Source organism: Stenotrophomonas sp. BIO128-Bstrain, assembly GCF_030128875.1.
In the GTDB taxonomy this organism is placed as follows: domain Bacteria; phylum Pseudomonadota; class Gammaproteobacteria; order Xanthomonadales; family Xanthomonadaceae; genus Stenotrophomonas; species Stenotrophomonas bentonitica_A.
Genome location: NZ_CP124620.1, coordinates 244,910 through 269,114, shown reverse-complemented (window position 1 = coordinate 269,114; position 24,205 = coordinate 244,910). Strand labels below are relative to the sequence as shown.

Below are 24,205 nucleotides of genomic sequence, written 5' to 3'. Positions count from 1 at the left end.
CGGGCGTTTTGCATGCGGCGCTTCATCTGCGGTGAAGCGATCCGGCGGCATCGTGTGAAGGTCAGCCAGCGCTCGGGCGGGTCGCACTGCCTGAGACGATGATGACGCAGCCTAGATGTCCTGCCGGGTACCGTGCAGGTCAGGCACGTCATTCCGTTGTATGGACCCGGTAACAGTGAGTAAGGAGCGGTACGCATGAAGATCGAAGTGTGGCAGGGCGACATCACGACCCTGGCGGTGGATGCGATCGTCAATGCGGCCAACGAATCCCTGCTGGGCGGCGGCGGCGTGGACGGCGCGATCCATCGCGCGGCCGGCCCGCAGTTGCTCGACGCCTGCCGTGCCCTGCCGGAGATCCGCCCGGGCATGCGCTGCCCGACCGGCGAGGTCCGCCAGACACCGGCCTTCAATCTGCCGGCAAAGCATGTGTTCCACACCGTCGGCCCGGTCTGGCAGGACGGCCTGCGCGATGAGCCGGCACTGCTGGCCAACTGTTATTGGAAGTCGCTGCAGCTGGCCGAGAAGCTGGACGTGGAATCGATCGCGTTCCCGGCCATCAGCTGCGGGGTGTTCGGCTATCCGCTGCACCAGGCTGCGCACATCGCCGCCACCGAGACCCTGACCTGGCAGCGCTCGCACCGCCAGCCGCGCCGGATCATCCTGGTGGCCTACAACGCGGCGACGTTCAAGGCGTACCAGTCGGCGCTGGCTGCACTGGGGCAGCCGGTGGAACCCTCGACCTCGGCGATCTTCGCACCGCTGGCGTTGGGGCTGCCGCCGGCGGCGGCGCACTGACACCTTCGCCCACGCCATAGACCCACTGGGCGAAGAACGGCTGCAATGAGCGGCCGGCCGCTGCTTCCATCGCCCGCTGGAAATCGACGGTCACCACCGAGCGTCCATCGTTGGCCTGCGTGTAGTCATGGATGCCGCGCCAGAACGCGGCCTCGCCCATTTCCACGCGCAGCAGGTGCAGGACGTAGGCGCCCTTCTGGTACACGACCGCGCGGTCATCGCCGCTCGGCGCGCTCCAGTCGGCATACACCAGCGCGTGATCCGCCCCCTTGGCACGCAGCGCCTCCAGCCGCGTGCGCCAGATCGTCACCTGCGCCTGGTAGGCCGCCTCTCCCTGCGCGTGCTGGAGGTAGGCGGCGGTCATGAAGTTGGCCATGCCCTCGTTGAGCCAGAAATGCTCCCAGCCGGCGCAGGTCACCCGGTTGCCCCACCACTGATGCGCGGCTTCGTGTGCCATCAAGGCGGTCTGGGTGGGATCCTCCAGCAGTTGCTGGCCATAGCGCTCGGACATCAGCGACAACCCGGCCATCTCCTGTCCGATCGTGCGGGCCACCAGCGCCTGCTGGTAGTCGCCGCGATACGGCAGGCCGGCGCGGTCGGCGAAGAAGTCGAGCATCTCGCCCGTAGCGGTGAACACGCGCTGCAGCTGCTCGGGCGACCGCTGCATGGACAGGAACCGCAAGCCGGTCGCGCCATGGCGCTGCGTCGCTTCCTGATAGCGGCCGGCCGTGAAGCCATAGACATACCCCGGCATCGGCGTCTTGAGCTGCCAGCGATGTTCGATGCGCCCATCGGGAAGCGTGCGTACCGGCAGCGCGCGACCGGTGCCGGCAGCCAGCAGGCCCGCCGGCAGGGTCACGGACAGGTCCAGCGTGGCGCGCTCCTCGGGGGCATCCACCGAGGGCATCCACTGGCTGGTAGAGAAAATCGTGTAGACCTCATCGCGCTCGGGCGCGAATTCCAGGCCATACGGCGGTTCGCCCTGATAGCGGATCGTCACGCTGGCGGTGGCTCCCCGCGCGAGTGGTTCGGCCAGCGTGATCTGCACCTTCGCCGCGTGCTGCTCGAAGGCCAGCGCGCGATCCCCCTGCATCACGGCCGTCACTTTGAGCGAACCGCTGTCCAGGGTCACTGCGCGCAGTTCCTGCTCGGCTCTGAACCGCAGCGTCTGCTGCCCGGTGACGCGCTTGTTGGCGATGTCGGGCACCAGCGCGACGTCGTAATGCAGTACATCAAAGCCGCGCGGCGCCACTGCGTACGCTGGTGCGCTCCCCAGCAGCCATGGCACTACGCACAGCGAGACACAGAGACGTACGACCATGGGATCCATCCACGCGAAGATGGATCGCATCGTGCCAGACCACGCGTGCATGTGCGCACCACTGGCCCGCCCAAACAAAAACGCCGGCACAAGGCCGGCGTTTTCGTTGACGGTGGTCAGGCGTGAATCAGCCGTTCCACTTGCCCAGGGCGGCCTGGCCGTTTTCCTTGGCGCGATCGTAGATCGTCTGCTGCGCCTTGGCGACGTTGGCCTTGGTGTCCTTGGCCCACAGCTTCAGCGCGGCCTGCTGCATCGCGCGGCCGTAGGAGAAGCTCAGCGGCCACGGCAGGTTGCCCATCTGGTTCATGGCGTTCAGATGCGCGGTGGACTGCTCATCGCTCTGGCCACCAGACAGGAACACCACGCCCGGCAGGATCGCCGGCACGGTGCTCTTGAGGCACATCACGGTCGACTCGGCCACTTCCTCGACGTCGGCCTGCTCTTCGCAGCCCTTGCCGGAGATGACCATCGAGGCCTTCAGGATGGTGCCTTCCAGCAGCACGTTCTGCTGGTACAGCGCGTCGAACAGCGAACGCAGGGTGGCTTCGGTGACTTCGTAGCAGGTCTCGATGTCGTGGTCGCCGTCCATGATCACTTCCGGCTCGACCATCGGCACCAGGCCACATTCCTGGCACAGCGCGGCGTAACGGGCCAGCGCGTGGGCGTTGGACTCGATGCAGGTGCCCGAGGGGATGCTTTCACCGATATTGATGACCGCACGCCACTTGGCGAAGCGCGCACCCAGCTTGTAGTACTCCTGCAGGCGCTCACGCAGGCCGTCCAGGCCTTCGGTGACCAGCTCGCCCGGGCAGCCGGCCAGGGCATGGGCGCCCTTGTCGACCTTGATGCCCGGGATGATGCCCTGGGCCGCCATGTACTTGGCGAACGGGACGCCGTCCTTGGTGGACTGACGGATGGTCTCGTCGTACAGGATCGCGCCGGAGATGTGCTCGTTCAGCTTGGGCGTGGTGAGCAGCAGTTCGCGGTAGGCGCGACGGTTCTCCTCGGTGTTCTCCAGGCCGACGCTGGCGAAGCGCTTGCCGATGGTGCCGGTGGATTCGTCGATCGCGATGATGCCCTTGCCCGGGGCGACCATGGCCTGTGCGGTTTCAGCCAGCTGTTCGATGCTCATGTACTTCCTGTGGCGGGTGCGGGAAAACGCCAATTATAGACCCCCCCTCCCGTGAACTGACCGTCCACGGAATCTGGAAACGATTCCATCTGAAACGACGAACCCGCGCGGCCGTAAAGCCACGCGGGTCCGGGGGTTGCGCGGGGGGTCGGTTAAAGCTCGCCCAGGCCGCTGGCACGGCCGTCTTCGCCCACTTCCAGCAGGCGCAGCGTGTTGGTGGCGCCATGGGTTTCCATGTGTTCGCCACTGGTGAAGACCACGCGGTCGCCGCCCTGCAGCTGGTTCGCTTCGAACAGCAGGCGGATGCTGCCGCGTGCGGCTTCGCGCGGGGTCAGGCCGCGGCTGTCGAAGTTGATCGGGAACACATCGCGCATCAGCGCCATCTGGCGGCGCGCGCCGTCATGGCGGGTCACCGCGAACACCGGGGCCGAGGCACGGAAGCGCGACAGGTAACGCGCGGTGCCACCGGATTCGGTCATCGCCACGATCGCGCGCACGCCCACGTGCTGGGACAGGAACATGGTGGCCATGGCGATCGCCTGGTCGGCGCGTTCCAGGTTGCGCGGCGAGGCGCCGAAGTCCGTCTCGGTCTGGAACTGGCGTTCGGCACCCAGGCAGATGCGGGCCATCGCTTCGACCGCCTTGACCGGGTACATGCCGGCGGCGGTTTCGGCCGACAGCATCACCGCATCGGTACCGTCGATGACCGAGTTGGCCACGTCCAGCACTTCGGCGCGGGTCGGGATCGGGCTTTCCACCATCGACTGCAGCATCTGGGTGGCGGTGATCACCACCTTGTTCTGCGCCAGCGAGGCCTTGATGATCTTCTTCTGCAGGCCCGGGAGTTCGGCATCGCCGATTTCCACGCCCAGATCACCACGCGCCACCATCACCACGTCACTGGCGTCGACGATCTCTTCCAGGTTGTCGATCGCTTCGGTGCGCTCGATCTTGGAGACCAGCGCGGCGTAGCAGCCGTGCGACTCGGCGATCTCGCGCGCATCGTTCATGTCCTGCGCGTTGCGGCAGAACGAAACGGCGATGAAGTCCACGCCGATCTTGGCCACGATGCCGATCAGTTCTTTGTCACGCTCGGTCAGCGCGCCCAGCGACAGGCCACCGCCCTGCTTGTTCAGGCCCTTGCGGTCGGACAGCACGCCATCGTTGAGCACGGTGTTGATGATGCGCTCGCCCTGCACCTCGGTGACCTGCAGCTGCATCAGGCCATCGTCGAGCAGCAGGATGTCACCGGCGGTCACGTCCTGCGGCAGGCCCAGGTAGCTCACGCCGACCTGGGTGGTGTCGCCGGCCGGCGCATTCGGCGAGGCGACCAGGTCGAAGCGGTCACCGGCCTTGAGCTTGATCTTGCCTTCGGCGAAACGCTCGATGCGGATCTTCGGGCCCGGCAGGTCGGCCAGGATGCCCACTTCCACGCCCACGCGGGCGGCCGCGGCACGCACATCGGCGGCGCGCTTGGCCTGGCCGGACGGGTCACCGTGGCTGAAGTTGAGGCGAACCACGTTCACGCCGGCGCGGAAGAGATCCTCCAGCACGCCCGGCGGGTCGGTGGCCGGTCCGAGGGTGGCGAGGATCTTGGTGCGACGCTGACGCTCAATCATGGTTAATGGGCTCCCGTTAAAGGAGCGAAATTAGCACACCCTTCACGTCCCATGAATACGTTTACAGCATTGGCGCAGTTGGGTTTCGCTGTTGTCCTGCAGACAGCGCGAGACGACCGGGCGGACAGCGCATTGGCTGCCCGCCGGCCAGCGCCAGCCCCGGCGGGGCTTTGCGCAGGACATGCGGCGGCGTACGGCACGCCGCCGGGTGCCTCAATCGATCAGCGTGAGCAGCTCATCGGGGGCCTGCGCCAGGTGCGCCGCACCGGCCGCCTTGAGTTCTTCGGCACCGCCAAAGCCCCACAACACGCCGATATTGCGCAAGCCGTGATGACGCGCGCCTTCGATATCCATGCGCCGGTCGCCGATCATCCAGCACTGGGCCGGGGTCAACGACAGCCGGTGCAGGGCCTCGGCGACCAGCTGCGGCTTCTCGCTGCGGCTGCCGTCCGGGGTGGCCCCGATCACGTCCTCAAAGCAGTCGCCGAACGGCAGGTGCTCGACGATGCGCCGCGCGTGCGGCTCGTTCTTGGCGGTGACGATCGCCAGCCGGTGGCCGCGATCCTTCAACGCCTGCACGACCTGGCCGATCCGCGGGTAGACCTCATGCTCGCGCCAGCCGACCACGTCGAAGCGCTCGCGGTAGTACGTCACCGCCTGCTCGACCTGGGCCGGGTCAGTGAACAACGGCGCGAAGCTGGTCCGCAGCGACGGCCCGATCCATCGCCGCAGCTCGGCCTGCGGCGGGACCGGCCGGCCCATCTGCGTGAGCGCATGCGCCACGCACTGGGTGATCCCGACGGCCGAGTCGATCAGCGTGCCGTCGAGGTCGAAGAACAGCACATCGCGGCTCACGAGCCGCGGGCCTCCAGCGCGGCGACGGCCGGCAGGGTCTTGCCTTCCAGGAACTCCAGGAAGGCGCCGCCACCAGTGGAGATGTAGCTCACCTCGCCCGCGATGTCGTACTTGTCCACTGCGGCAAGGGTGTCGCCACCGCCCGCGATCGAGAACGCCGGCGAGGCGGCGATGGCACGGGCCAGCGCTTCGGTGCCATGGCTGAAGGCCTCGAACTCGAACACGCCGACCGGGCCGTTCCAGACCACGGTGCCGGCCTTGGCGATCAGGCCCGCATAGTGCTGGGCGGTATCCGGGCCGATATCCAGGATCAGGTCATCCTCGGCCACGTCGGCGACGGCCTTCACCGTGGCTTCGGCGTCAGGCAGGAACTGCTTGGCCACGACCACGTCGGTCGGCAGCGGGATGTCGGCGCCACGCGCCTTGGCATCGGCCACGATCTTCTTTGCGGTGTCCAGCAGGTCCGGCTCATACAGCGACTTGCCGACCGAATGACCGGCGGCCGCGATGAAGGTGTTGGCGATGCCGCCGCCGACGATCAGCTGGTCGACCTTGCCGACCAGGCTGGAGAGCAGCTCCAGCTTGGTGCTGACCTTGCTGCCGGCCACGATCGCCAGCAGCGGCTGGGCCGGGGCAAGCAGCGCCTTGGCCAGCGCGTCCAGTTCGGCCATCAGCAGCGGGCCGCCGGCAGCGACCGGAGCGAAGCGGATCACGCCATGGGTGGAGGCCTGTGCACGGTGCGCGGTGCCGAAGGCATCCATCACGAACACATCGCAGAGCGCGGCGTACTTCTTCGCCAGCGCTTCATCGTCCTTGCCCTCGCCCACATTCATGCGGCAGTTTTCCAGCAGCACGATCGAGCCCGGCGCGACCTGCACGCCGTCCACCCAATCGCGCACCAGCGGTACCTCGACACCCAGCAGCTGCGACAGGCGCAGCGCCACCGGCGCCAGGGATTCGGCCTCGCTCCACACGCCTTCCTTGGGACGCCCCAGGTGCGAGGTCACCATCACGGCAGCGCCCTTCTCCAGGGCCAGCTTCAGCGTCGGCAGCGAGGCGGTGATGCGCTGCTCGGAGGTGATCTGGCCGTTGTCGATCGGCACGTTCAGATCCTGGCGGATCAGCACGCGCTTGCCGGAGAGATCGAGGTCGGTCATGCGAACAATGGACATAAGCAACTCTTTGGCTCTGAAGAAGGAAAGGCGCCGCGCGGCGCAGACCGTCATTGTCCCGGCTGGCGCGGTGCATCGCAAATCCAGTGAGAAAGGCGCAGTGGCGAGTGTTGGTCGTCGCGCGCGGACAGGCCGTACCGACCAACGATCGGTACCTACCCGTTCCGGTGTGGCTGGCGCAGCAGGCTGAGCGCGAACCCGCCGACGATCAGCACGCCGATCACCAGCAGGGCCCACAGCAGCCACTGCTTCCAGTCGCGCTGCGGTGCCAGCGCAGCATCGCCGGCGAGCACTTCCGGTGCGCCGTGCACGGTGGCCTGTGCCGGCTGCCACTGCGCGCCATGCTGTTGGCGCAGTTGGGCGATCACGGTGGCGACCGGCGCATCCTGGCGCTCGGCGCGCACGCTGCCGGCGGCCACCGTATACGGCGGCTCGCCCTGGCTGAGGAACACCAGCGTTTCAGGCTGGTAACCGAGCTTGAGCGTTGGCGCCGGCATCGACTGCGGCTGGCCCGCGATCAGTTTCCAGTAACGATCGCGCGTGCTGCGCGTCAGCGGCTGGGTCTGGGATTGGCGGCGGTCGGCGGCGTCCTGCAGCTGATAGGCCACCCACGGGCCTGCGCGCACCTGCCATGGCTGGTCGGCGTCATCGCGGCTCAACAGCGTCCACTGCACCACGCTGTTGTCGGCGGTGGCGATGTCGGCCTGCGCGATCGGGAAGCGCCCATCGAGTTGATATTCAAACTCGCCCGGCTTGCCGGCGGTACCGCTCAACGATTGCCAGCGCCATGCGATCGCCTGCGCGGTCGGCACCAGCTCGGCCTGCACGGTGGACAGCGCCGGCAACGCATCCGCGCCGATCGGCAGGATCCGGAAATACCTGGCCTGGCGCGCGATCTCGATGCGGCGCTGCTGCAGGCGGCGGCCTTCGTGCTGCAGGTCGACCAGCGGCACATCGTCGGCGATGCGCAGCCAGTCGCGCAGGTCGTTGCTCATTTCCACCCGCACGCGCGCCTGCAGGGGCGCCTGGGCCTGCCAATCCAGGCGCAGTGCCTGCACCCCGGTCTTGAGCGCACTGGCATCGATCAGCCAGCCCGCCGGTTGCCCGGCCGCCCCACCCCGCCCCAGGCGCGCTTCCACCCGGCGCACGCTGCCATCGGTGTTGCGTTCGGTGAGCAACTGCAGGTCATCGCCGGAGGTGCCCGCCATGGGGGGCAGCGGGAACCAGGACAGCGTCTGCCATTGCGGTGCCTGGGCCAGCGGCTGGTCGGCCGCGAGCAACGCCGAGGGCAGTGCCTGACCTTGTGCATTGAACACCTGCACATCGGCCAGGCGCGGCGACACCGCGGTGCGGTACACCCCGTCGTCCAGCGTCAAGCGGTATGCACCGGCCTGGGGTTGCGCGAGCTGCAGCGGCCATTGCTGGCGGTACGCCTGGCGGTCATCGGCCGTCTGCGCCAGCGCCGGCAGTGCGAATGCGGCAAGGAGGATCAGCGTGCGGAAGGTCTTCAAGGGTGCGGCTCCACGGCAGGGTCCGGCGCGCGGGGCGGCGCCGGTGCCAGATAGCCCACGACCGTGCACAGCAGGCCGTAGGCGATGAAGGAAGAAATGCCGAGCAGGTTGCCCAGGTGCTGCCGGTCGATCAGCACCAGCTTCGCCAGCACGACGCCCATCAGCACCGCACCGACCAGCCACAGCGCGCGCTGCCCGCGGCGCGAGCCCCATACCCAGCTGATCACGCCGAGCACGCTCCACACCACGGTCAGGCTGGTCTGGGCCAGGGTGGAGGACCACAGGCGTTCGTTCCACGGCACCCCGCCCCAGTGATGCACGGCATGCAGGGTGATGCTGGTCAGCGCGACGAAGCCGGCAATGGCCAGCAGCGGAATGCGGAGGGCGCGCAGGCCGTTGGGCGCGTGCGCGGACCACAGCCAGCGCGCGGCCAGCACCAGCACCGCCAGCTGCGCCAGCTCCACCGGGTTGAGCAGCGGCAGCCACGGCAACGGCGCGGCGCCGGCCGGAACCAGCAACAGGCCGGCCCAGCTCACGCCCAGCACGGCGAACAAGGTGATCTGCAGCGGCGTACGCATCGGGTCGAAGCGCTCGCCCAGCGGCACCGTCAGCCAGCGCCAGCGCAACAACGCGACCACCGTGACCAGCAGCCACGGCAACAGCATCAGGGCCAGGCCCCAGCCCTGCGCCAGCGCGAAGCGATCGGCCAGCCACAGGCTGGCCAGCGACACCACCGACGGCCACAGCAGCCACCACAGGAACTGCGCCGCCAGCGAGGTGCGGTCGTCGCCCCCGCGCAGGCACCACAGGCTGCGCACGCCCAGCAGCGCGAACACCGCCCAGGCCAGCGCGCCATAGCCGGCGAACGGTTGGTCATGTACATCGGCCTGCCACAGCGCCAACGGGAAGGCGGCCAGCACCATCGCCAGCGTGGTCAGCACCAGCGCACGCGCCGGCCAGCGGCGATGCATCTCGGCGGCCAGCCAACCGGTCACGGCTGCGGCGATCAGCAGTGCATCAGGCTCGTTGCGGTGGGTGACGAAGCGCAGGATCTCGTGACTGAGGCTGCCCAGCCACCACAGCAGGCCCCACAGGTAGTACACGATGGCCGGCGCTTCGCGCTGCGCGCGGCGGTAGCTGAAGGCCGCCGCAAAACCGGCCAGCGCCAGCAGCAAGCCACTCATGAAGGTCGGGTTGGCGATGGCGGTGGCATCCAGGTGCCAGTAGTCCGCGCCCACGACGAAGCCGAACGCGGCCCCCAGGGTCAGCACTGCCCCGGTGACCTGTGGCAGCCAGCGTTGCTGGCGCAGGCCCAGCCAGGCCAGCGCGGCACCTTCCAGTGCGAACACACTGGCGGTGGCGCGTGCAGACAGCGCCAGCGGCACCGCCAACGTGGCGAAGCCGACTGCGAGTACCGCGTGCGACTGGCCGAGCGCAGCGTAGCGCTCACGCTTGATCAGCGCCCACGCCAGGCCTGCATACAACGCAGCCAGTGCCAGCGAGCACAACGCCAGCAGCAGGCGGTCGTCATGCAGCAGGCCGGCCTGCAGCGAGAAGGCGATCAGCGGCGTGCCGAACACCAGGCTGCCATCGATCAGGTCGCGCTTTTCCGCACTCTGCCGGCGCGCATACAGGATCGGGATCAGCAGATAGAAGGCGAAGAACAGCAGCAGGAACGGCTCGGTGCTGGCGAACTTGTCCGCGCTGTACTGGAGCACGCCCCAGGCCGTCCCGATGCCGAAGGTGAAGGCGAAACCGAGCAGGTTCAGGGCGCGCCACGGGCGCCACCAGGCAATCGCCAGGATCGCTGCATTGAGCACGGCGTAATACGAGAACAGCGCGACATGGTTGCCGCTGCCGGTGGACAGCCAGATCGGCGCCATGAAGCCGGCCAGGATGCCGAGCACGGCCAGCGTGCGCGAGTTCTGCACCACCGCCAGCACGCCCATGCCGGCGATCAGCAACACGCTGAGCACGAAAGCGGGCGCGGCAGGCATCAGGTCATAGCGTTTGAACGCGGCGAAAATGGTCAGCAACAGGATGCCGATCGCCCCGCCCTGCAATGCCAGCGCGAACATGCGCCGGGTATCGCGCTGCACCCAGCCGAACACCAGCCCGGCCAGCGCCGCCACGGCGATGGCGGCCAGGCGCAGCTCGATCGGTGCATTCAACCAGCCCTGGTCGCTGGCGTACTTGAGCAGTGCGGCCACGCCGGCCAGCAGCACCAGCATGCCGATCTTGACCGGCACATTGCCTTCGGTGAACCACTGTTTGAGGGTGCCGACAAGCCGCTCGCCGATGCCAGGGCCCTGCGGTTCGGGCGGGGCGACCGGCTGCGCGGGCGGGGGCGGCAATGGCGGCGGTTGCGCCACGTCGATCACCGGTTCGATCCTCGGCTCCAGCGCCTCGGCGGCCGTCGTGGAGACAGGCGCAGAGGTGGCCCTCGCGGCGCCGACGGTGTCGACCGATGCCAGGTCGGTCCAGTGCAGCGACGTTTCCCGCTCCGCCGGCGCCGGCGCCGGCGCAGCCTCCCAGGCGGCCCCGGCGGCGCGCTGCTCCAGCGCGGCGACGCGTCGGCGCAGGCCGGCGATCATCACCAGCGCCACGATCAGCAGCAGCGGGATCGCCAGCAGTACCAGCACCAGCAGGACAATCAGAGCTTCCATTCCAGGCCATCCTCAAGAGGTCGCCACGGCTGTACCCGGTAGGCACAGTGCCGGCGGCACGCGGGCCATGCTAATGGATCGGCGGCAGGCGCGGGATCAACGCCCCGCAGCGCCTGCCTGAAACGACAGACCCCGGCACGGGGCCGGGGTCTGTGGAATGACGCAGGGGACGCGCTGGCTTACGCCGCGACGACCTTGACCATTTCCAGGCACTTGTTGGAGTAGCCCCACTCGTTGTCGTACCAGGACACCAGCTTGACGAAGGTGCCGTCCAGCGCGATACCGGCATCGGCATCGAACACCGAGGTGTGGGTCTCACCGCGGAAGTCGGTCGCCACGACCTTGTCTTCGGTGTAGCCCAGGATGCCCTTCAACGCGCCTTCGCTCTGTGCCTTCACTTCAGCGCAGATCTCGGCGTAGGTGGCTTCCTTCTCCAGCTCGACGGTCAGATCGACCACCGACACGTCCGAGGTCGGCACGCGGAAGCTCATGCCGGTCAGCTTCTTGTTCAATTCCGGGATCACCACGCCGACGGCCTTGGCCGCACCGGTGGAGGACGGAATGATGTTTTCCAGGATGCCACGGCCACCGCGCCAGTCCTTGTTGGACGGGCCATCGACGGTCTTCTGGGTGGCGGTCGCGGCGTGCACGGTGGTCATCAGGCCACGCTTGATGCCCCACTTGTCGTTGATGACCTTGGCCAGCGGGGCCAGGCAGTTGGTGGTGCACGAGGCGTTGGAGACGATCGCCTGGCCGGCGTAGGTCTTGTCGTTCACACCGAACACGAACATCGGGGTGTCGTCCTTCGACGGTGCCGACAGGATCACCTTCTTGGCACCCGCGTCGATGTGCTTCTGCGCGGTTTCCTTGGTCAGGAACAGGCCGGTGGATTCGATGACGACGTCCACGCCGACCTCGTCCCACTTCAGGTTGGCCGGATCGCGCTCCTGGGTCAGGCGGATCTTCTTGCCGTTGACCAGCAGGTCGTTGCCGGAGACTGCCACGTCAGCCTTGAAGCGGCCATGCACGGAGTCGTACTTCAGCATGTACGCCAGGTAATCCGGCTCCAGCAGATCGTTGATGGCGACGATTTCGATGTCATTGCCGAAGTTCAGCACGGCCGAACGCAGCACGTTGCGCCCGATGCGACCGAAACCGTTGATGCCAACCTTGATTGCCATGTTCACAAGCTCCTGCAGCCGCGACGGTGCGGCGCCGATGGAAAGGGGTGTTCATTCTAGCAGGGCCAGACCCGGGCAGGCCCGCGCAAGCCGAATGGGAACCGGTTACAACGGCAAATACCCGGATTGATCCGGATCAAGGCGCGCAACCGCGCGGGCGGCAAAACTGGCGCCATTCCAACCCGCCACGAGACCGTCTCATGCGCAAGACCTCCCCCCTCCTGCTCACCAGCCTGGCCGCCGCCCTGGCGCTGGCCGCCGCCCCGGCCATGGCCCAGTCCAAGGGCGACTGGACGATCGGTGCCGGCGTGCACCAGGTCGCCCCGAAGTCCAACAACGGTTCGCTGGCCGGCGGCACGCTGAAGGTCGATGTCGACAACGACATCAAGCCGACCATCACCGGTGAGTACTTCATTGCCGACAACCTCGGCATCGAGCTGCTGGCCGCGCTGCCGTTCAAGCACGACATCAACATCGCCGGCCTGGGCAACGTGGGCAGCACCAAGCACCTGCCGCCGGTGGTGTCGCTGCAGTATCACTTCAACAGCAAGGGCAAGGTGTCCCCGTTCCTGGGCGCCGGCATCAACTACACCACCTTCTTCAGCGAGAAGACCGGCGGCGCGCTGGCCGGCAGCAAGCTGAAGATGGAGGACTCCTGGGGCCTGGCCGCCCATGCCGGCGTGGATTTCGCGATCAATGACAAGGGCTCGCTGCGCGTCGATGTGCGCTGGATGGACATCGACAGCAAGGTCAAGCTCGATGGCGAAAAGATCGGCACCGTCAACATCGACCCGCTCGCCTACGGCGTGTCGTACGTGTTCAAGTTCTGATCGGCGGATCAGAACCCAACCAGGCAACACCCTCGCAGCAAGACAGTTTCCCCGGCTTCGGCCGGGGTTTTTTTTTGGACAGGCGCGGCGGTCAGGGGGGGCACTGCGGGGCGTGACCCTCGCGGTTACGCTGCGGAAAGCAGATGCCGGGCCGCGGCCTGCGCATGCAGCGTGGTCGTATCGAACACCGGCACCGTTGCATCCTGCGCGCCGACCAGCAGCATGATCTCCGTGCAGCCCAGGATGATGCCCTGCGCGCCGCGATCCACCAGCCGCTGCATGACCGCGCGATACCTCTCGCGCGATGCCGGCAGCACCTGCCCCTGCACCAGCTCCTCATAGATGATCCGGTGCACCGCCGCGCGGTCGTCGGGCTCCGGGACCAGTACCTCCAGGCCATGCGCGTGCGTGAGCCGACCCTTGTAGAAATCGTGTTCCATCGTGAACGCGGTGCCGAGCAGGCCAATGCGCCGCAACCCGGCGCCCTTGATCGCTTCGGCCGTCGGGTCGGCGATGTGCAGCAGCGGAATCGCGATCGCCGCCTGCACCGCATCCGCCATGCGGTGCATGGTGTTGGTGCAGATCACGATGGCGGTGGCTCCGGCGCCCTGCAGGCGTTGGGCCGCATCGATCATCCGCTGCGTGGCACTGTCCCAGTCGCCGGCATGCTGCAGCGCCTCGATCTCGGCGAAATCGAACGACCACAGCAGGATCCGCCCGGAATGCAGCCGGCCCAGCGTGTCGCGCACCTGCTCGTTGATCAGGCGGTAATAGTGGGCCGAGCTTTCCCAGCTCATGCCGCCGATCAGGCCAACGATGTGGGCCATGGGGTCGCTCCTGCGTCCGCCCGATGCCGGGCACCCGCCGAGCCTAGCCGAACCCGAGCGGCACTGCAGCCGGCCAGATCGCGGCAAGCCCGCGCGTGGCCAGCCCGCTAGAATGCCGCGGATGAAAATGTCTTCCCTGCTCCCGGCCACCGCGCTCGCGCTGGCCCTCACCCTTGTTTCCACCGATGCCCTGGCCTGGGGCGCGCAAGGCCACCGCCTGGTGGCGCGGATCGCCGAGACCCGGCTGACCCCGCAGGCCCAGGCCGAGGTGGACCGTCTGCTTGCCGCCGAGCCGGATCCGACACTGCATGGCATCGCCCCGTGGGCCGATCAGCTGCGCGCCAAGGACCCCGGCCTGGGCAAGCGCTCGGCCGGCTGGCATTACGTCAATATCGGCGAGGATGATTGCCACTATGAAGTGCAGAAGCACTGCAGGAACGGCAACTGCGTGGTCGAGGCGCTGAAGGCGCAGACCGCGATTCTGGGCGACCGCAGCAAATCCGACGCCGAGCGTGCGCAGGCACTGAAATTCGTCGTGCATTTCGCTGGCGACATCCACCAGCCGATGCATGCCGGCTACGGCCACGACAAAGGTGGCAACGATTTCCAGGTGCAGTTCAACAACCGCGGTACCAACCTGCACTCGCTGTGGGACAGCGGCATGCTGAACGAGCAGACGCTGGATGACGACCAGTACCTCAAGCGCCTGCTGGCCCTGCCCAAGCCGGCGTTCGCAACGCGCTCCAACATCGATGCGGATGCAGTGCAGTGGGCCGAAGCCAGCTGCCGGATCGCCATTGCACCTGGCGTTTACCCGGACAAGCGTACGCTGGACCCCAGCTATGCGGCGACCTATCGCCCGGTCGCCGAGCGCGAGCTGCGCCTGGCCGGTGAACGTCTGGCGGTGCTGCTCAACGACACCCTGGGCAAACGCTGAGGTCCGCACCATGTCACTGCACGTCGCCAGTTTCTTCCACCCGGACAGTCACACGTTCAGCTATGTGGTGCATGACCCGGCGACGTTGCAGGCAGCGGTGATCGATCCCGTGCTGGATTACGACCCGGACACCGACGCGCTCGGTGCCGGGCCGCTGCAGCCGCTGCTGGCCCATGTGCGCGAGCACGGTCTGCAGGTGCGCTGGCTGCTGGATACCCATGCCCACGCCGACCACGTCAGCGCCGGGCGCTGGCTCAAGCGCCAATGGCCGGAAGCGACCCTGGCCATGGGCGCGGGCATCGTGCAGGTGCAGCGCACCTTCGCGCCCCGTTACGCGCTGGATGTGCCGACCGACGGCTCGCAGTTCGATCATCTGTTCGCCGATGGCGAACGCTTCACGCTCGGTCATATCGACGCCGAGGTGATCGCGGTCCCGGGCCATACCAGCGACAGCGTCGCCTATCGGATCGGCGATGCGCTGTTCACCGGCGATTCGCTGTTCATGCCCGACGGCGGCACCGCACGCTGTGACTTCCCGGGCGGCGATGCGGCGCAGCTGTACCGTTCGATCCAGCGCTTGCTGGCATTGCCGGACGCAACCCGTGTGTTCATCTGTCACGACTACGGCCCCGGTGGCCGCGAGGTCGCCAACGAAACCACCATCGGCGCGCAGCGCGCACACAACATCCACCTGCATGACGGCGTCAGCGAAGCCGAGTTCGTCGCCACGCGCCAGGCACGCGATGCCACGCTGGCCGAGCCCAAATTGATGGAACCCTCGGTGAAAGCGAACATCCAGGGCGGTGCCGTTCGCGGCGGATAGGTATCTCACCGCGTCGTGGGCGCACTGCTTCGCTACTTCGCCGGCGTCCCGCTGCGCACGGTCGCCTTGCCTTTCACGATTTCGAAGGTGAAGGCATACAGCAGGCTCACCGGCACGGGTTCGATGCGCGCGGCACCGTTGCAATCGCCCCGATCCGCTGGAACCTTCCCCTCCGCGAAGTGACACACCGCTGCGGGCACGTACTGCCAGGCCGCCACCGCATCCTGCGCGGACTGCAGCAACGGCGCATTCTCAGGGGCATTGCCAGCGGTGCATTCGTCGCGGTCCTGCACCGGCAGACTTCGCTCCACGCGACCCTGCGCATCGATGACCAACTGCAGGCACACCGTCGTGGGCGCAAGCTCACTGCGCGGATCGCGATCGCCCAGCACGGGGTCCGGACCTGCATTCAGTTGCGGCATCCGGTAACCCTCCGCAGCCTTCAGCTGGTAGCTCGCCACCTGCGCAGCCCCCGTGCCGGTGGTCGGATCCAAGCGCTGGTGACCCACGTTCTCCGCCCGCGTGTCCACTGACGTAAGCGTCTCATGGGTGGCACAGCCAGCCATCAACAGCGCCGCCACTGCCAGGACGGATGACTGCCTCATGGCGTTGGCACCTCATCATCCATGGCGTAGGTGACCGGAATCTTCAGCGCCGAGGCCACCGCCTTGCCATTCCGGATCGCCGGTTCGAACGTCCACTGTTTCGCGGCAGCGACCGTCGCGTCGTCGAATACACCCGCCGGGCTCGCCTGAAGTACGCGCACATTGGTCGCCCTGCCTTCGGTATCCACGTCCACCCTGACCACAACCTTGCCGACGATGCGCTGCTCGGCCGCCGTTTTCGGGTAGGACGGCGGCGGCATCTTGTGCGCGATCGCATCGCGATCAGCGGCGACCGCGGTGCCCTGGCCCGCCCAGGCCACCGTGCCCAGACCCACGCACATCCCGACCACCAGCACCTGCCCGGTCAACCACGGCAATGTCTTCCGCTTGTGTTCCTTCAACATGGCAATCCGCTCCTTCAACATCGGTTGGCTGCGCCAGTGGCAGGCCATCGGTGCAACCGGGTGGACCAACTGCGCCTTGAGCAGCGCGTTGGCGTAGAGCCGGCGCAGTGCCGGATGCGGATCGACCGTGCGGGCGTCGCAGGCCAGTTCCTGGTCACGCAGGAACCGGCGCGCCGCCCACGGCAGCAACGGGTGGAACCAGAACACGCACCGCAGCGCGGCCAGCGTGGCGTTTGCCCAGGGATCGCCATGGCGGCGATGGCTGTGCTCATGGCGCAGGATCAGCTCCTGCTCGGCCGGGCTGAATCGCTGCTCGAAGTCCGGGCTCACCACGATGCGCGGCTGCCACAGGCCGACCAGCGCCGGCAGGCCGGGATCGCCACTGGCCTGCCAGCTGCCATCCATGCGCGGCTGGAGCACGCCCAGTGCGTGCTCGAAGCGGCGCTGCGCGCGCCAGCTGACGCAGGCCACCGCTACCGCGCCCACCAACCACACCGTCAACAGCAGTAGCGGCCACTGCGAGGCGTCGGTGGGAACGGCCGGCGCGCGCAGGGCCGAAGCCATGACCATGACCGGGTCCGTTTCAGTCATCGGCAGCCGTGGCAGTGGCAGGTATGGCGCGACCAGCATCAACGGCAGCAACCACCAGCTGCGGTAGGCCAGCGCTGCGCCTCCGAGGCGCAGCAGCAGCGGCCTGGCCGCGGCCAGCACCAGCGTCGCCAGCGACAGCCACACGCTGGCCTGCAGCAGTCCATCAAGCAGCTCAGTCATGGCCCAGCTCCCGGATCAGCTGCTTCAGCTCGGCGATGTCCTGCGCGCTCAGCTCCCCGCGCTGGCTGAAGTGCGCCACCAGCGGCGCGACGCGACCGTCGAAGACCCGGTCCAGGAAGCCCTCGCTCTGCTCGGCCACCCAGGCCTGGCGCTGCAGCACCGGCGAGTACAGATAGCGACGCCCATCGCGGCTGGCGCTGATCGCGCCCTTGGTCAGCAGCCGGTTGAGCAGGGTCTTGATGGTGGGCTCGGCCCAGTCGCGGCTGGCCAGCGCGGTCACCACCTCGTCAGCGCCCAGCGGATGGCTGCGCCACAACACCTCCATCACCACCGCTTCGGCTTCACTGATCTGGCTCATCATTTACACCCGTAATCGACAGATCGATTACGCCCGTAATCAACCTGGGTGTCAACCCTTCGACAGCCGGTTCATGCAGCCGCTGCCAGCATCTGCGCACGCCCCACGGAGCCCTCGATGAGACGCTACCGAAAATTCGACTACCCGGTCGACGATGTGCGCCGCTTCCTGGAGCCGGGCCCGATCGTGCTGATCAGCTCGGCCTGGAAAGGCCAGCGCAACATCATGACCCTGGGCTGGCACATGGTGCTGGAGTTCACGCCCTCACGGCTGGCAACGATGATCTCCAGCGGCAACCACAGCTTCGAGCTGATCCGCCGCAGTGGCGAATGCGTCATCAATGTGCCCACCGCCGAGATGCTCGATACGGTGGTGGGCATCGGCAACAGCAGCGGCGCGGAGATCGACAAGTTCGACCACTTCGGCCTGGAGGCGGTGGCCGCCACGGAGGTCGCCGCCCCCTTGATCGCCCAGTGCCACGCCAGCTTCGAGTGCCGGCTGGCAGACCGCAGCCAGATCAAACGGCATGGCCTGTTCATCTGGGAGGTCGTCAAAGCGCACGTCGCGCGCTCCCCGAAAGTGCCGCGCACGGTGCATTACCGCGGCGATGGCCAGTTCATGCTTTCCGGCGATGAAGTCTCGCGTCGCCGTCTGTTCAAACCGGAAATGCTGTAATGACCCGCATGATTTCGCAGGATAGCGCCGCATGACCGAACACCTGACCGACCTGGACGCCGCCGTCGAGTGGCTGCTGCAGCGGGTCGATGGCCCCCTGCGCATCGGCGCCCCGCTCGCACTGGGCAAGCCGCACCGGCTGCTCAACGCGCTGTATGCCCGTGTTGAACACGATGCCTCGCGGCCGCTGCAGCTGTATACCGCGCTGTCGCTGAATCCGCCGCGTGGCGGTGCCGGGCTGGAAGCGCGCTTCATGACGCCCTTCGCCGAGCGTCATTTCGGTGCGGAGTTCCCGCGCCTGGCCTACGCCGATGCCATGATGCGCGACCAGCTGCCGGCGCATGTGCAGGTGGAAGAGTTCTACATGCAGTCCGGTGCGCTGCTCAATTCTTCGCAGGCGCAGCGCAGCTACACCAGCCTCAACTACACCCATGCCGCCGATGCGGTGGCGCAGCGCGCGCCGCATGCGATCGTGCAGAAAGTGGCGATGCGCGCGAACGACCGGCGCCTGTCGCTGTCGTGCAACAACGACATCACCCAGGACACGCTGGATGCGATGGTCGCGCGCGGGCTGCCACGCCCGTTGATGATCGCCGAGATCGATCCACAGCTGCCCTACCTGGCCGGTTCGGCCACGGTGGATGTGTCGTTCTTCGATCTGGTGATCACGCCACCGGGGCCCTACCCGGACCTGTTCGGCCTGCCGCGGCAACCGGTGAGCGATGCCGACTATGCGATCGGCCTGTACGCCAGCACGCTGGTGCGCGATGGCGGCACGCTGCAGATCGGCATCGGTACGCTGGCCGATGCGCTCAGCCATGCGCTGGTGCTGCGGCATACCGACAACGCCCGCTACCGGCAGATCCTGCAGGCGCTCGATCCCGGCCTGGCCAGCAACCCCACCGTCCTTGAGTGCGGTGGCCTGGAGCCGTTCGAGATCGGTCTGTACGGTTGCAGTGAGATGCTCAACGAGGGCTTCCGCCGGCTGGTCCAGACCGGGGTGATCCGGCGCAAGGTGCACGACGATCTGGCGATGCTGCAGCGGATCGAGAACGGCACCGCCTGGACCACCGACTACGCCACGCTCGAGGCCGAGGGCGAGTATCTGCACGGCGCGTTCTACCTGGGCTCGCCGGAGTTCTACCAGTGGCTGCGCGACCTGCCCGAGGAGGAGCGCAGCGCGATCGGCATGCGCCGCATCAGCGAGATCAACCAGCTTTACGGCGGCGATGAAACGCTGGAGCGGATGCAGCGCCGCGATGCGCGCTTCTTCAACTCCTGCATGATGGCCACTGCGCTCGGCGCGGCCGCTTCCGATGCGCTGGACGACGGCCGTGTGGTCTCCGGCGTCGGCGGCCAGTACAACTTCGTGGCGATGGCCCATGCTCTGCCCGGCGCCCGCAGCGCGCTGATCTTCCGTGCCACCCGCGAGGACAAGGGCACGCTGCAGTCCAACGTGCGCTGGAACTACGGGCACACCACGATTCCGCGGCATCTGCGCGACCTCTACATCAATGAGTACGGCATCGCCGACCTGCGCAACATGACCGACGAGGACTGCGTGATCGCCATGGCTGCGATCACCGATGCGCAGTTCCAGGCCGCCTTGCAGGACAAAGCGAAAGCCTCGAAAAAGCTGGCCGCCGGGTTCACTGCGCCCGACGATGGGCGGCGCAACACCGCGGCCGAGGTCAGCGCAGCACTGGCGCCATTCCGCCAGTCCGGCCTGCTGCCGGACTATCCGCTGGGCAGTGATTTCACCGAAGTCGAGCAGCATCTGGTCAAGGCGCTGGGCTGGCTCAAGCAGAACACGCAGACACCGATGGCCAAGCTGCGCACGGTGCTGGCTGCGCTGACGCAACCGGCCGGCGATGGCGACCAGGCCTATCTGCAGCGGATGGGGCTGGAAGCACCGAAGACGTTCGGCGAACGCATCGAGGCGCGGTTGGTGCGCTTGGGATTGGCGCGCACGGCAGCCGGGTGATGTAGATCCACGCCATGCGTGGATGCGTGGGGATCACGCGTCAGCCATGGTCGAGGGTTGCGCCAACAGCATCCACGCATGGCGTGGATCTACCTTCGATCAAGGATGGCGTGGTGTTTGCCCTTCAACAAACGAAAAGGCCGGGGAATGTCCCCGGCCTTTCGCGTTGCAGCTACCGGGCAGCGCCCGGCACCGCCATCAGTTCGCCAGCTGCGCCTTGGCCGCGGCCACGACGTGCTCGGCGGTGATCCCGAAGTGCTTGTACAGCGCTTCGGCCGGGGCCGAGGCACCGAAGGTGTCGATACCCACCACCGCACCGTCCAGGCCCACGTACTGGCGCCAGAAACCGGTGACGCCGGCTTCCACGGCCACGCGGTTGCGCACGGCATTGGGCAGCACGGACTCGCGGTAGGCGGCGTCCTGGCGCTCGAACACGTCGGTCGACGGCATCGACACCACGCGGGTCTTGATGCCGGCGGCATCCAGTTCCGCCTTGGCGGTCACGGCCAGGCCCACTTCCGAACCGGTGCCGATCAGGATCACGTCCGGCACGCCGCCTTCGGCGTCGGCCAGCACGTAGCCACCGCGCGCGATCTGGGCGACCTGTTCGGTGCTGCGCGGCTGGTGCGGCAGATTCTGGCGGCTGAAGACCAGGCAGCTCGGACCATCCTTGCGGGTGATCGCCGACTTCCAGCTGACCGCCGACTCGACCGCATCGCACGGGCGCCACACATCGTTGTTGGGGATGTAGCGCAGCGAGGCCAGGTGTTCCACCGGCTGGTGGGTCGGGCCGTCTTCGCCGAGGCCGATCGAATCGTGCGTGTACACGTGGATCGCGTGGGCCGGGATCAGCGCGCTCATGCGCACGCCGTTGCGGGCGTAATCGCTGAACACCAGGAAGGTGGCGTCGAACGGAATGAACCCGCCATGCAGGGCCAGGCCGTTGGCGATCGCGGTCATGCCGAACTCGCGCACGCCGTAATAGACGTAGTTGGCGTTCGGGTCATCTGTGGCGACCGACTTGCTGGCCTTCCACAGGGTCAGGTTGGAGTGCGCCAGATCGGCCGAACCCCCCACCAGTTCCGGCAGCAGCGGCGCGAACGCTTCGATCGCCAGCTGCGAGGCCTTGCGCGAGGCGATGGTCTGGCCGTCGGCCTGGACCTGGGCGATGTAGGCATCGGCCTTGGCGATGAAATCGGCCGGCAGCTCGCCGTGCGAACGACGGATCAGCTCATCGGCTTCGGCCGGGTACTGCGCGGCGTACTTGTCGAACTGCTGCTCCCACTCGGCCTGGCGCAGGGTGCCGGTACCGCCGGCACGCCAGCCGGCGTAGATCTCTTCGGGAATCTCGAACGGGCCGTACGGCCAGCCCAGCTGCTTGCGGGTCGCTTCCAGCTCATCCTTGCCGAGCGGGGCGCCGTGGCTGGATTCCTTGCCGGCCTTGTTCGGCGAACCAAAACCAATCGTGGTGCGGCAGCAGATCAGGGTCGGCTTGTCGAACTGCGACAGCGCGCTGTCGATGGCGGACTTGATGCTCTCCGGGTCGTGGCCATCGACGCCGCGCACCACGTTCCAGCCATAGGCCTCGAAACGCTCGGGGGTGTTGTCGGTGAACCAGCCATCGGTGTTGCCGTCGATGGAGATGTGGTTGTCGTCCCAGAAGCAGACCAGCTTGGACAGGCCCCAGGTGCCGGCCAGCGAGGCGGCTTCATGCGAGATGCCTTCCATCAGGCAGCCGTCGCCCAGGAACACCCAGGTGCGGTGGTCGACGATCTCGTGTTCCGGGCGGTTGTAGCGCTGCGCCAGCAGCTTCTCGGCCAGGGCGAAGCCCACGGCGTTGGCCAGACCCTGACCCAGCGGACCGGTGGTCGTCTCCACGCCGGGGGTTTCATGGTGCTCGGGGTGGCCGGCGGTCTTGCTGCCCAGCTGGCGGAACTGCTTGAGCTGCTCGATCGGCAGGTCGTAGCCGCTCAGGTGCAGCAGCGCGTACTGCAGCATCGAGCCGTGGCCGTTGGACAGCACGAAGCGGTCGCGGTTGAACCACTTGGGATTCTTCGGGTTGTGACGGAGATAGTCGTTCCAGAGCACTTCGGCGATGTCGGCCATGCCCATCGGCATGCCGGGATGACCGGACTTGGCGGTTTCGACCGCATCAGCGGCAAGGAAGCGGATGGCGTTGGCCAACTGGCGGCGGGTAGGCTGCGTCATGGTTCTGTCGGAGTCGGGAGGCTCCCGCGGAGCTGCGGGCAGCCCATTGTCCCACAGGTGATGGACGGGGTCAGGCCGAAGACAGGCCAGGCCCTTAACGACGACGCCCCGCACTGGGCGGGGCGTCAGGGCAGCTCGGGCCTGTGCAGGCTCAGTCGCGCGGGGCCGGCGCGGGGGCCGGGGCCACCGTGGCCACGACCGGGCCATCGTCCACCTCGCCCTTGGCCACCAGGGTGGTCAGGGCCAGATCGCCGGTGACGTTCAGCGCGGTACGGCACATGTCCAGGAAGTGGTTCACGCCCAGGATCAGGCCGATGCCCAGCGGGTTCACGCCGACCATGGCGCAGATCATGGCCACCACCGGCAGCGAGCCGGAGGGCACGCCGGCGGTGCCGATGCCGCCCAGGATGCAGACCGCCATCACCATGAACTGCTGGCCGATGCTCAGGTCCACGCCGAAGAACTGCGCCAGGAAGATCACCGTCACGCCCTCGAACAGCGCGGTGCCGTTCTGGTTGGCGGTGGCGCCCACGGTCAGCACGAAGCGCGAGACCTTCTGCGGCAGGCCCATCTGGTCGGCCACGCGCAGCGCGGTCGGCAGGGTGGCGTTGCTGGACGCGGTCGAGAAGGCCATCACGGTGGCCTCCTGGGTGTCGCGGAAGAACGCAAGCGGCGAGCGGCCGGACAGCCATACCGCGACGCCGTAGGTCACCACCATGTGCAGGCCCAGCGCCAGCACCACCACGCCGACGTAGGCGCCCAGGCGGATGATCAGCTCGAAGCCGAACAGCGCGGCCAGGTTGAACATGAAGCAGGCCACCGCGTACGGGGCCAGGCGGATGACCAGGTTGATCAGGGTCATGGAGATTTCGAAGATGCCTTCGATGGCGCGACGCAGCGGGGCGACCTTTGCCTCGTCGGTCAGCACCATGCCGATGCCGAACATCAGCGCGAAGAACATCAGCGAGAGGATGGCGCCATTGCTGGAGGCCGCCTCGACCACATTGCTCGGCACGATCGACAGCAGCATGTCCATGCCCTTGGGCGTGCCATGGATGCCAGCGACGATTTCCTTGCTGCGCTCGGCATTCTCGGTGAGCATCTGCGCGGCCACGACCGGGTCCACGCCCGCGCCGGGCTTGAGCACGTTGACCAGCACCAGGCCGATGCCCACGGCGATGCCGGAGAGCAGGATGGTGTAGGCCAGCGTCTTCCAGCCGATGCGGCCGAGGGCGCGGATGTCGCCCATCTCCGACACGCCCATGATCAGCGCCGAGAAGATCAGCGGCACGATCAGCATGAAGATCAGATTGAGGAACAGGCCCGAGGCCGGCGTGGTGACGTAGTCCATCACCCATTTGGCTGCGGCCTGCAGGCCGTCGATGCTGCCACCGAGCGCATGGACGGTCAGCCCGAGGACCAGGCCGATGATGAAGCCAATGCCCATTTTCCAGTGCAAAGGCAGTTTCTGCCGGGTCGTTGCGGCCTCAGTCATGGAGCGGCGTTCCTCGAAAAAATGAAATCAGCTTAG

Annotated in this window: 20 protein-coding genes; 6 read left to right on the top strand and 14 right to left on the bottom strand. The window is 67.3% G+C overall.

Translation table 11 applies throughout. The features are described from left to right. Nucleotides 1-195 precede the first annotated feature (195 nt). The gene (locus tag POS15_RS01160) at nt 196-795 is read left to right on the top strand and encodes an O-acetyl-ADP-ribose deacetylase (RefSeq protein WP_019183910.1); all 600 of its coding nucleotides are present in this window, start codon (nt 196-198) and stop codon (nt 793-795) included. Here the strand turns inward: POS15_RS01160 and POS15_RS01155 are convergent. The 8 genes from POS15_RS01155 to gap all read right to left on the bottom strand — a co-directional run bounded on the left by POS15_RS01155 (nt 686) and on the right by gap (nt 12,252). Next, a complete protein-coding gene (locus tag POS15_RS01155) occupies nt 686-2,116 on the bottom strand; it encodes a M1 family metallopeptidase (RefSeq protein WP_284128832.1) in 1,431 nt (476 codons plus the stop codon). The two genes, POS15_RS01160 and POS15_RS01155, sit on opposite strands and share 110 nt — an antisense overlap. A gap of 127 nt (nt 2,117-2,243) precedes the next feature. Next, nucleotides 2,244-3,248: a class I fructose-bisphosphate aldolase gene (locus POS15_RS01150; RefSeq protein ID WP_019183908.1), complete on the bottom strand. Its 1,005-nt coding sequence runs from the start codon at nt 3,246-3,248 to the stop codon at nt 2,244-2,246. A gap of 152 nt (nt 3,249-3,400) precedes the next feature. Further along, entirely contained in the window at nt 3,401-4,867 is a 1,467-nt protein-coding gene (gene pyk / locus POS15_RS01145) for a pyruvate kinase (RefSeq protein ID WP_019183907.1), read from the bottom strand. Between the two features lie 213 nt (nt 4,868-5,080). Beyond that, nucleotides 5,081-5,722, bottom strand: a complete 642-nt coding sequence (locus tag POS15_RS01140) for an HAD-IA family hydrolase (protein ID WP_284128831.1) — start codon at nt 5,720-5,722, stop codon at nt 5,081-5,083. Further along, a complete protein-coding gene (locus POS15_RS01135) occupies nt 5,719-6,894 on the bottom strand; it encodes a phosphoglycerate kinase (protein ID WP_019183905.1) in 1,176 nt (391 codons plus the stop codon). The genes POS15_RS01140 and POS15_RS01135 overlap by 4 nt, the downstream gene beginning before the upstream one ends. A 155-nt stretch (nt 6,895-7,049) precedes the next feature. After that, nucleotides 7,050-8,405, bottom strand: coding sequence for a DUF3999 domain-containing protein (locus tag POS15_RS01130; RefSeq protein WP_284128830.1), 1,356 nt, complete (start codon nt 8,403-8,405; stop codon nt 7,050-7,052). After that, nucleotides 8,402-11,071, bottom strand: a complete 2,670-nt coding sequence (locus POS15_RS01125) for a DUF2339 domain-containing protein (protein ID WP_284128829.1) — start codon at nt 11,069-11,071, stop codon at nt 8,402-8,404. Before POS15_RS01125 ends, POS15_RS01130 begins: the two co-directional genes overlap by 4 nt. A 179-nt stretch (nt 11,072-11,250) precedes the next feature. Then, entirely contained in the window at nt 11,251-12,252 is a 1,002-nt protein-coding gene (gene gap / locus POS15_RS01120) for a type I glyceraldehyde-3-phosphate dehydrogenase (protein WP_046273181.1), read from the bottom strand. A gap of 200 nt (nt 12,253-12,452) precedes the next feature. Between gap and POS15_RS01115 the strand changes: the two genes are divergently transcribed. Beyond that, complete coding sequence (locus POS15_RS01115; protein ID WP_046273182.1) at nt 12,453-13,082, top strand: OmpW family outer membrane protein; 630 nt, start codon at nt 12,453-12,455, stop codon at nt 13,080-13,082. Nucleotides 13,083-13,207: 125 nt separating this feature from the next. Here POS15_RS01115 and POS15_RS01110 read toward each other — a convergent pair whose 3' ends face one another. Further along, nucleotides 13,208-13,909 (bottom strand): aspartate/glutamate racemase family protein, encoded by a 702-nt coding sequence (locus POS15_RS01110; RefSeq protein ID WP_284128828.1) that lies wholly within the window; start codon nt 13,907-13,909, stop codon nt 13,208-13,210. Nucleotides 13,910-14,030: 121 nt separating this feature from the next. Between POS15_RS01110 and POS15_RS01105 the strand changes: the two genes are divergently transcribed. Continuing rightward, nucleotides 14,031-14,846 carry a S1/P1 nuclease gene (locus tag POS15_RS01105; protein WP_284128827.1) on the top strand — a complete coding sequence of 272 codons (816 nt, stop codon included), beginning with the start codon at nt 14,031-14,033 and terminating at the stop codon, nt 14,844-14,846. A gap of 10 nt (nt 14,847-14,856) precedes the next feature. Continuing rightward, nucleotides 14,857-15,669 (top strand): MBL fold metallo-hydrolase, encoded by an 813-nt coding sequence (locus tag POS15_RS01100; protein ID WP_019183898.1) that lies wholly within the window; start codon nt 14,857-14,859, stop codon nt 15,667-15,669. Nucleotides 15,670-15,701: 32 nt separating this feature from the next. Here POS15_RS01100 and POS15_RS01095 read toward each other — a convergent pair whose 3' ends face one another. Genes POS15_RS01095 through POS15_RS01085 form a run of 3 tightly spaced genes read right to left on the bottom strand, consistent with a single transcriptional unit; the run spans nt 15,702 to nt 17,807 of the window. After that, the gene (locus POS15_RS01095) at nt 15,702-16,274 is read right to left on the bottom strand and encodes a hypothetical protein (protein WP_026069889.1); all 573 of its coding nucleotides are present in this window, start codon (nt 16,272-16,274) and stop codon (nt 15,702-15,704) included. Further along, nucleotides 16,271-17,449, bottom strand: a complete 1,179-nt coding sequence (locus POS15_RS01090) for a TonB family protein (protein ID WP_284128826.1) — start codon at nt 17,447-17,449, stop codon at nt 16,271-16,273. The genes POS15_RS01095 and POS15_RS01090 overlap by 4 nt, the downstream gene beginning before the upstream one ends. Then, entirely contained in the window at nt 17,442-17,807 is a 366-nt protein-coding gene (locus POS15_RS01085; protein ID WP_026069888.1) for a BlaI/MecI/CopY family transcriptional regulator, read from the bottom strand. Before POS15_RS01085 ends, POS15_RS01090 begins: the two co-directional genes overlap by 8 nt. A gap of 117 nt (nt 17,808-17,924) precedes the next feature. On the opposite strand from POS15_RS01085, the gene POS15_RS01080 reads away from it, so the two are divergent. Both POS15_RS01080 and POS15_RS01075 read left to right on the top strand, forming a co-directional pair. Then, entirely contained in the window at nt 17,925-18,482 is a 558-nt protein-coding gene (locus POS15_RS01080) for a flavin reductase family protein (protein ID WP_046274000.1), read from the top strand. Between the two features lie 31 nt (nt 18,483-18,513). Further along, complete coding sequence (locus tag POS15_RS01075) at nt 18,514-20,466, top strand: acetyl-CoA hydrolase/transferase C-terminal domain-containing protein (protein WP_284128825.1); 1,953 nt, start codon at nt 18,514-18,516, stop codon at nt 20,464-20,466. Between the two features lie 198 nt (nt 20,467-20,664). On the opposite strand, the gene tkt is transcribed toward POS15_RS01075, so the two are convergent. Together tkt and POS15_RS01065 are read right to left on the bottom strand one after the other, a co-directional pair. After that, complete coding sequence (tkt, locus tag POS15_RS01070; protein ID WP_046274002.1) at nt 20,665-22,674, bottom strand: transketolase; 2,010 nt, start codon at nt 22,672-22,674, stop codon at nt 20,665-20,667. A 151-nt stretch (nt 22,675-22,825) separates the two neighbouring features. Then, the gene (locus tag POS15_RS01065) at nt 22,826-24,169 is read right to left on the bottom strand and encodes a dicarboxylate/amino acid:cation symporter (RefSeq protein WP_019183891.1); all 1,344 of its coding nucleotides are present in this window, start codon (nt 24,167-24,169) and stop codon (nt 22,826-22,828) included. Nucleotides 24,170-24,205: the final 36 nt, after the last annotated feature.

What these genes read in the sequence shown, in the direction of transcription:
- POS15_RS01160 (WP_019183910.1), top strand. Translation starts at nt 196, where the DNA reads ATGAAGATCGAAGTGTGGCAGGGCGACATCACGACCCTGGCGGTGGAT.
- POS15_RS01155 (WP_284128832.1), bottom strand. Translation starts at nt 2,116, where the DNA reads ATGGTCGTACGTCTCTGTGTCTCGCTGTGCGTAGTGCCATGGCTGCTG.
- POS15_RS01150 (WP_019183908.1), bottom strand. Translation starts at nt 3,248, where the DNA reads ATGAGCATCGAACAGCTGGCTGAAACCGCACAGGCCATGGTCGCCCCG.
- pyk (WP_019183907.1), bottom strand. Translation starts at nt 4,867, where the DNA reads ATGATTGAGCGTCAGCGTCGCACCAAGATCCTCGCCACCCTCGGACCG.
- POS15_RS01135 (WP_019183905.1), bottom strand. Translation starts at nt 6,894, where the DNA reads ATGTCCATTGTTCGCATGACCGACCTCGATCTCTCCGGCAAGCGCGTG.
- POS15_RS01125 (WP_284128829.1), bottom strand. Translation starts at nt 11,071, where the DNA reads ATGGAAGCTCTGATTGTCCTGCTGGTGCTGGTACTGCTGGCGATCCCG.
- gap (WP_046273181.1), bottom strand. Translation starts at nt 12,252, where the DNA reads ATGGCAATCAAGGTTGGCATCAACGGTTTCGGTCGCATCGGGCGCAAC.
- POS15_RS01115 (WP_046273182.1), top strand. Translation starts at nt 12,453, where the DNA reads ATGCGCAAGACCTCCCCCCTCCTGCTCACCAGCCTGGCCGCCGCCCTG.
- POS15_RS01110 (WP_284128828.1), bottom strand. Translation starts at nt 13,909, where the DNA reads ATGGCCCACATCGTTGGCCTGATCGGCGGCATGAGCTGGGAAAGCTCG.
- POS15_RS01105 (WP_284128827.1), top strand. Translation starts at nt 14,031, where the DNA reads ATGAAAATGTCTTCCCTGCTCCCGGCCACCGCGCTCGCGCTGGCCCTC.
- POS15_RS01100 (WP_019183898.1), top strand. Translation starts at nt 14,857, where the DNA reads ATGTCACTGCACGTCGCCAGTTTCTTCCACCCGGACAGTCACACGTTC.
- POS15_RS01095 (WP_026069889.1), bottom strand. Translation starts at nt 16,274, where the DNA reads ATGAGGCAGTCATCCGTCCTGGCAGTGGCGGCGCTGTTGATGGCTGGC.
- POS15_RS01090 (WP_284128826.1), bottom strand. Translation starts at nt 17,449, where the DNA reads ATGACTGAGCTGCTTGATGGACTGCTGCAGGCCAGCGTGTGGCTGTCG.
- POS15_RS01085 (WP_026069888.1), bottom strand. Translation starts at nt 17,807, where the DNA reads ATGAGCCAGATCAGTGAAGCCGAAGCGGTGGTGATGGAGGTGTTGTGG.
- POS15_RS01080 (WP_046274000.1), top strand. Translation starts at nt 17,925, where the DNA reads ATGAGACGCTACCGAAAATTCGACTACCCGGTCGACGATGTGCGCCGC.
- POS15_RS01075 (WP_284128825.1), top strand. Translation starts at nt 18,514, where the DNA reads ATGACCGAACACCTGACCGACCTGGACGCCGCCGTCGAGTGGCTGCTG.
- tkt (WP_046274002.1), bottom strand. Translation starts at nt 22,674, where the DNA reads ATGACGCAGCCTACCCGCCGCCAGTTGGCCAACGCCATCCGCTTCCTT.
- POS15_RS01065 (WP_019183891.1), bottom strand. Translation starts at nt 24,169, where the DNA reads ATGACTGAGGCCGCAACGACCCGGCAGAAACTGCCTTTGCACTGGAAA.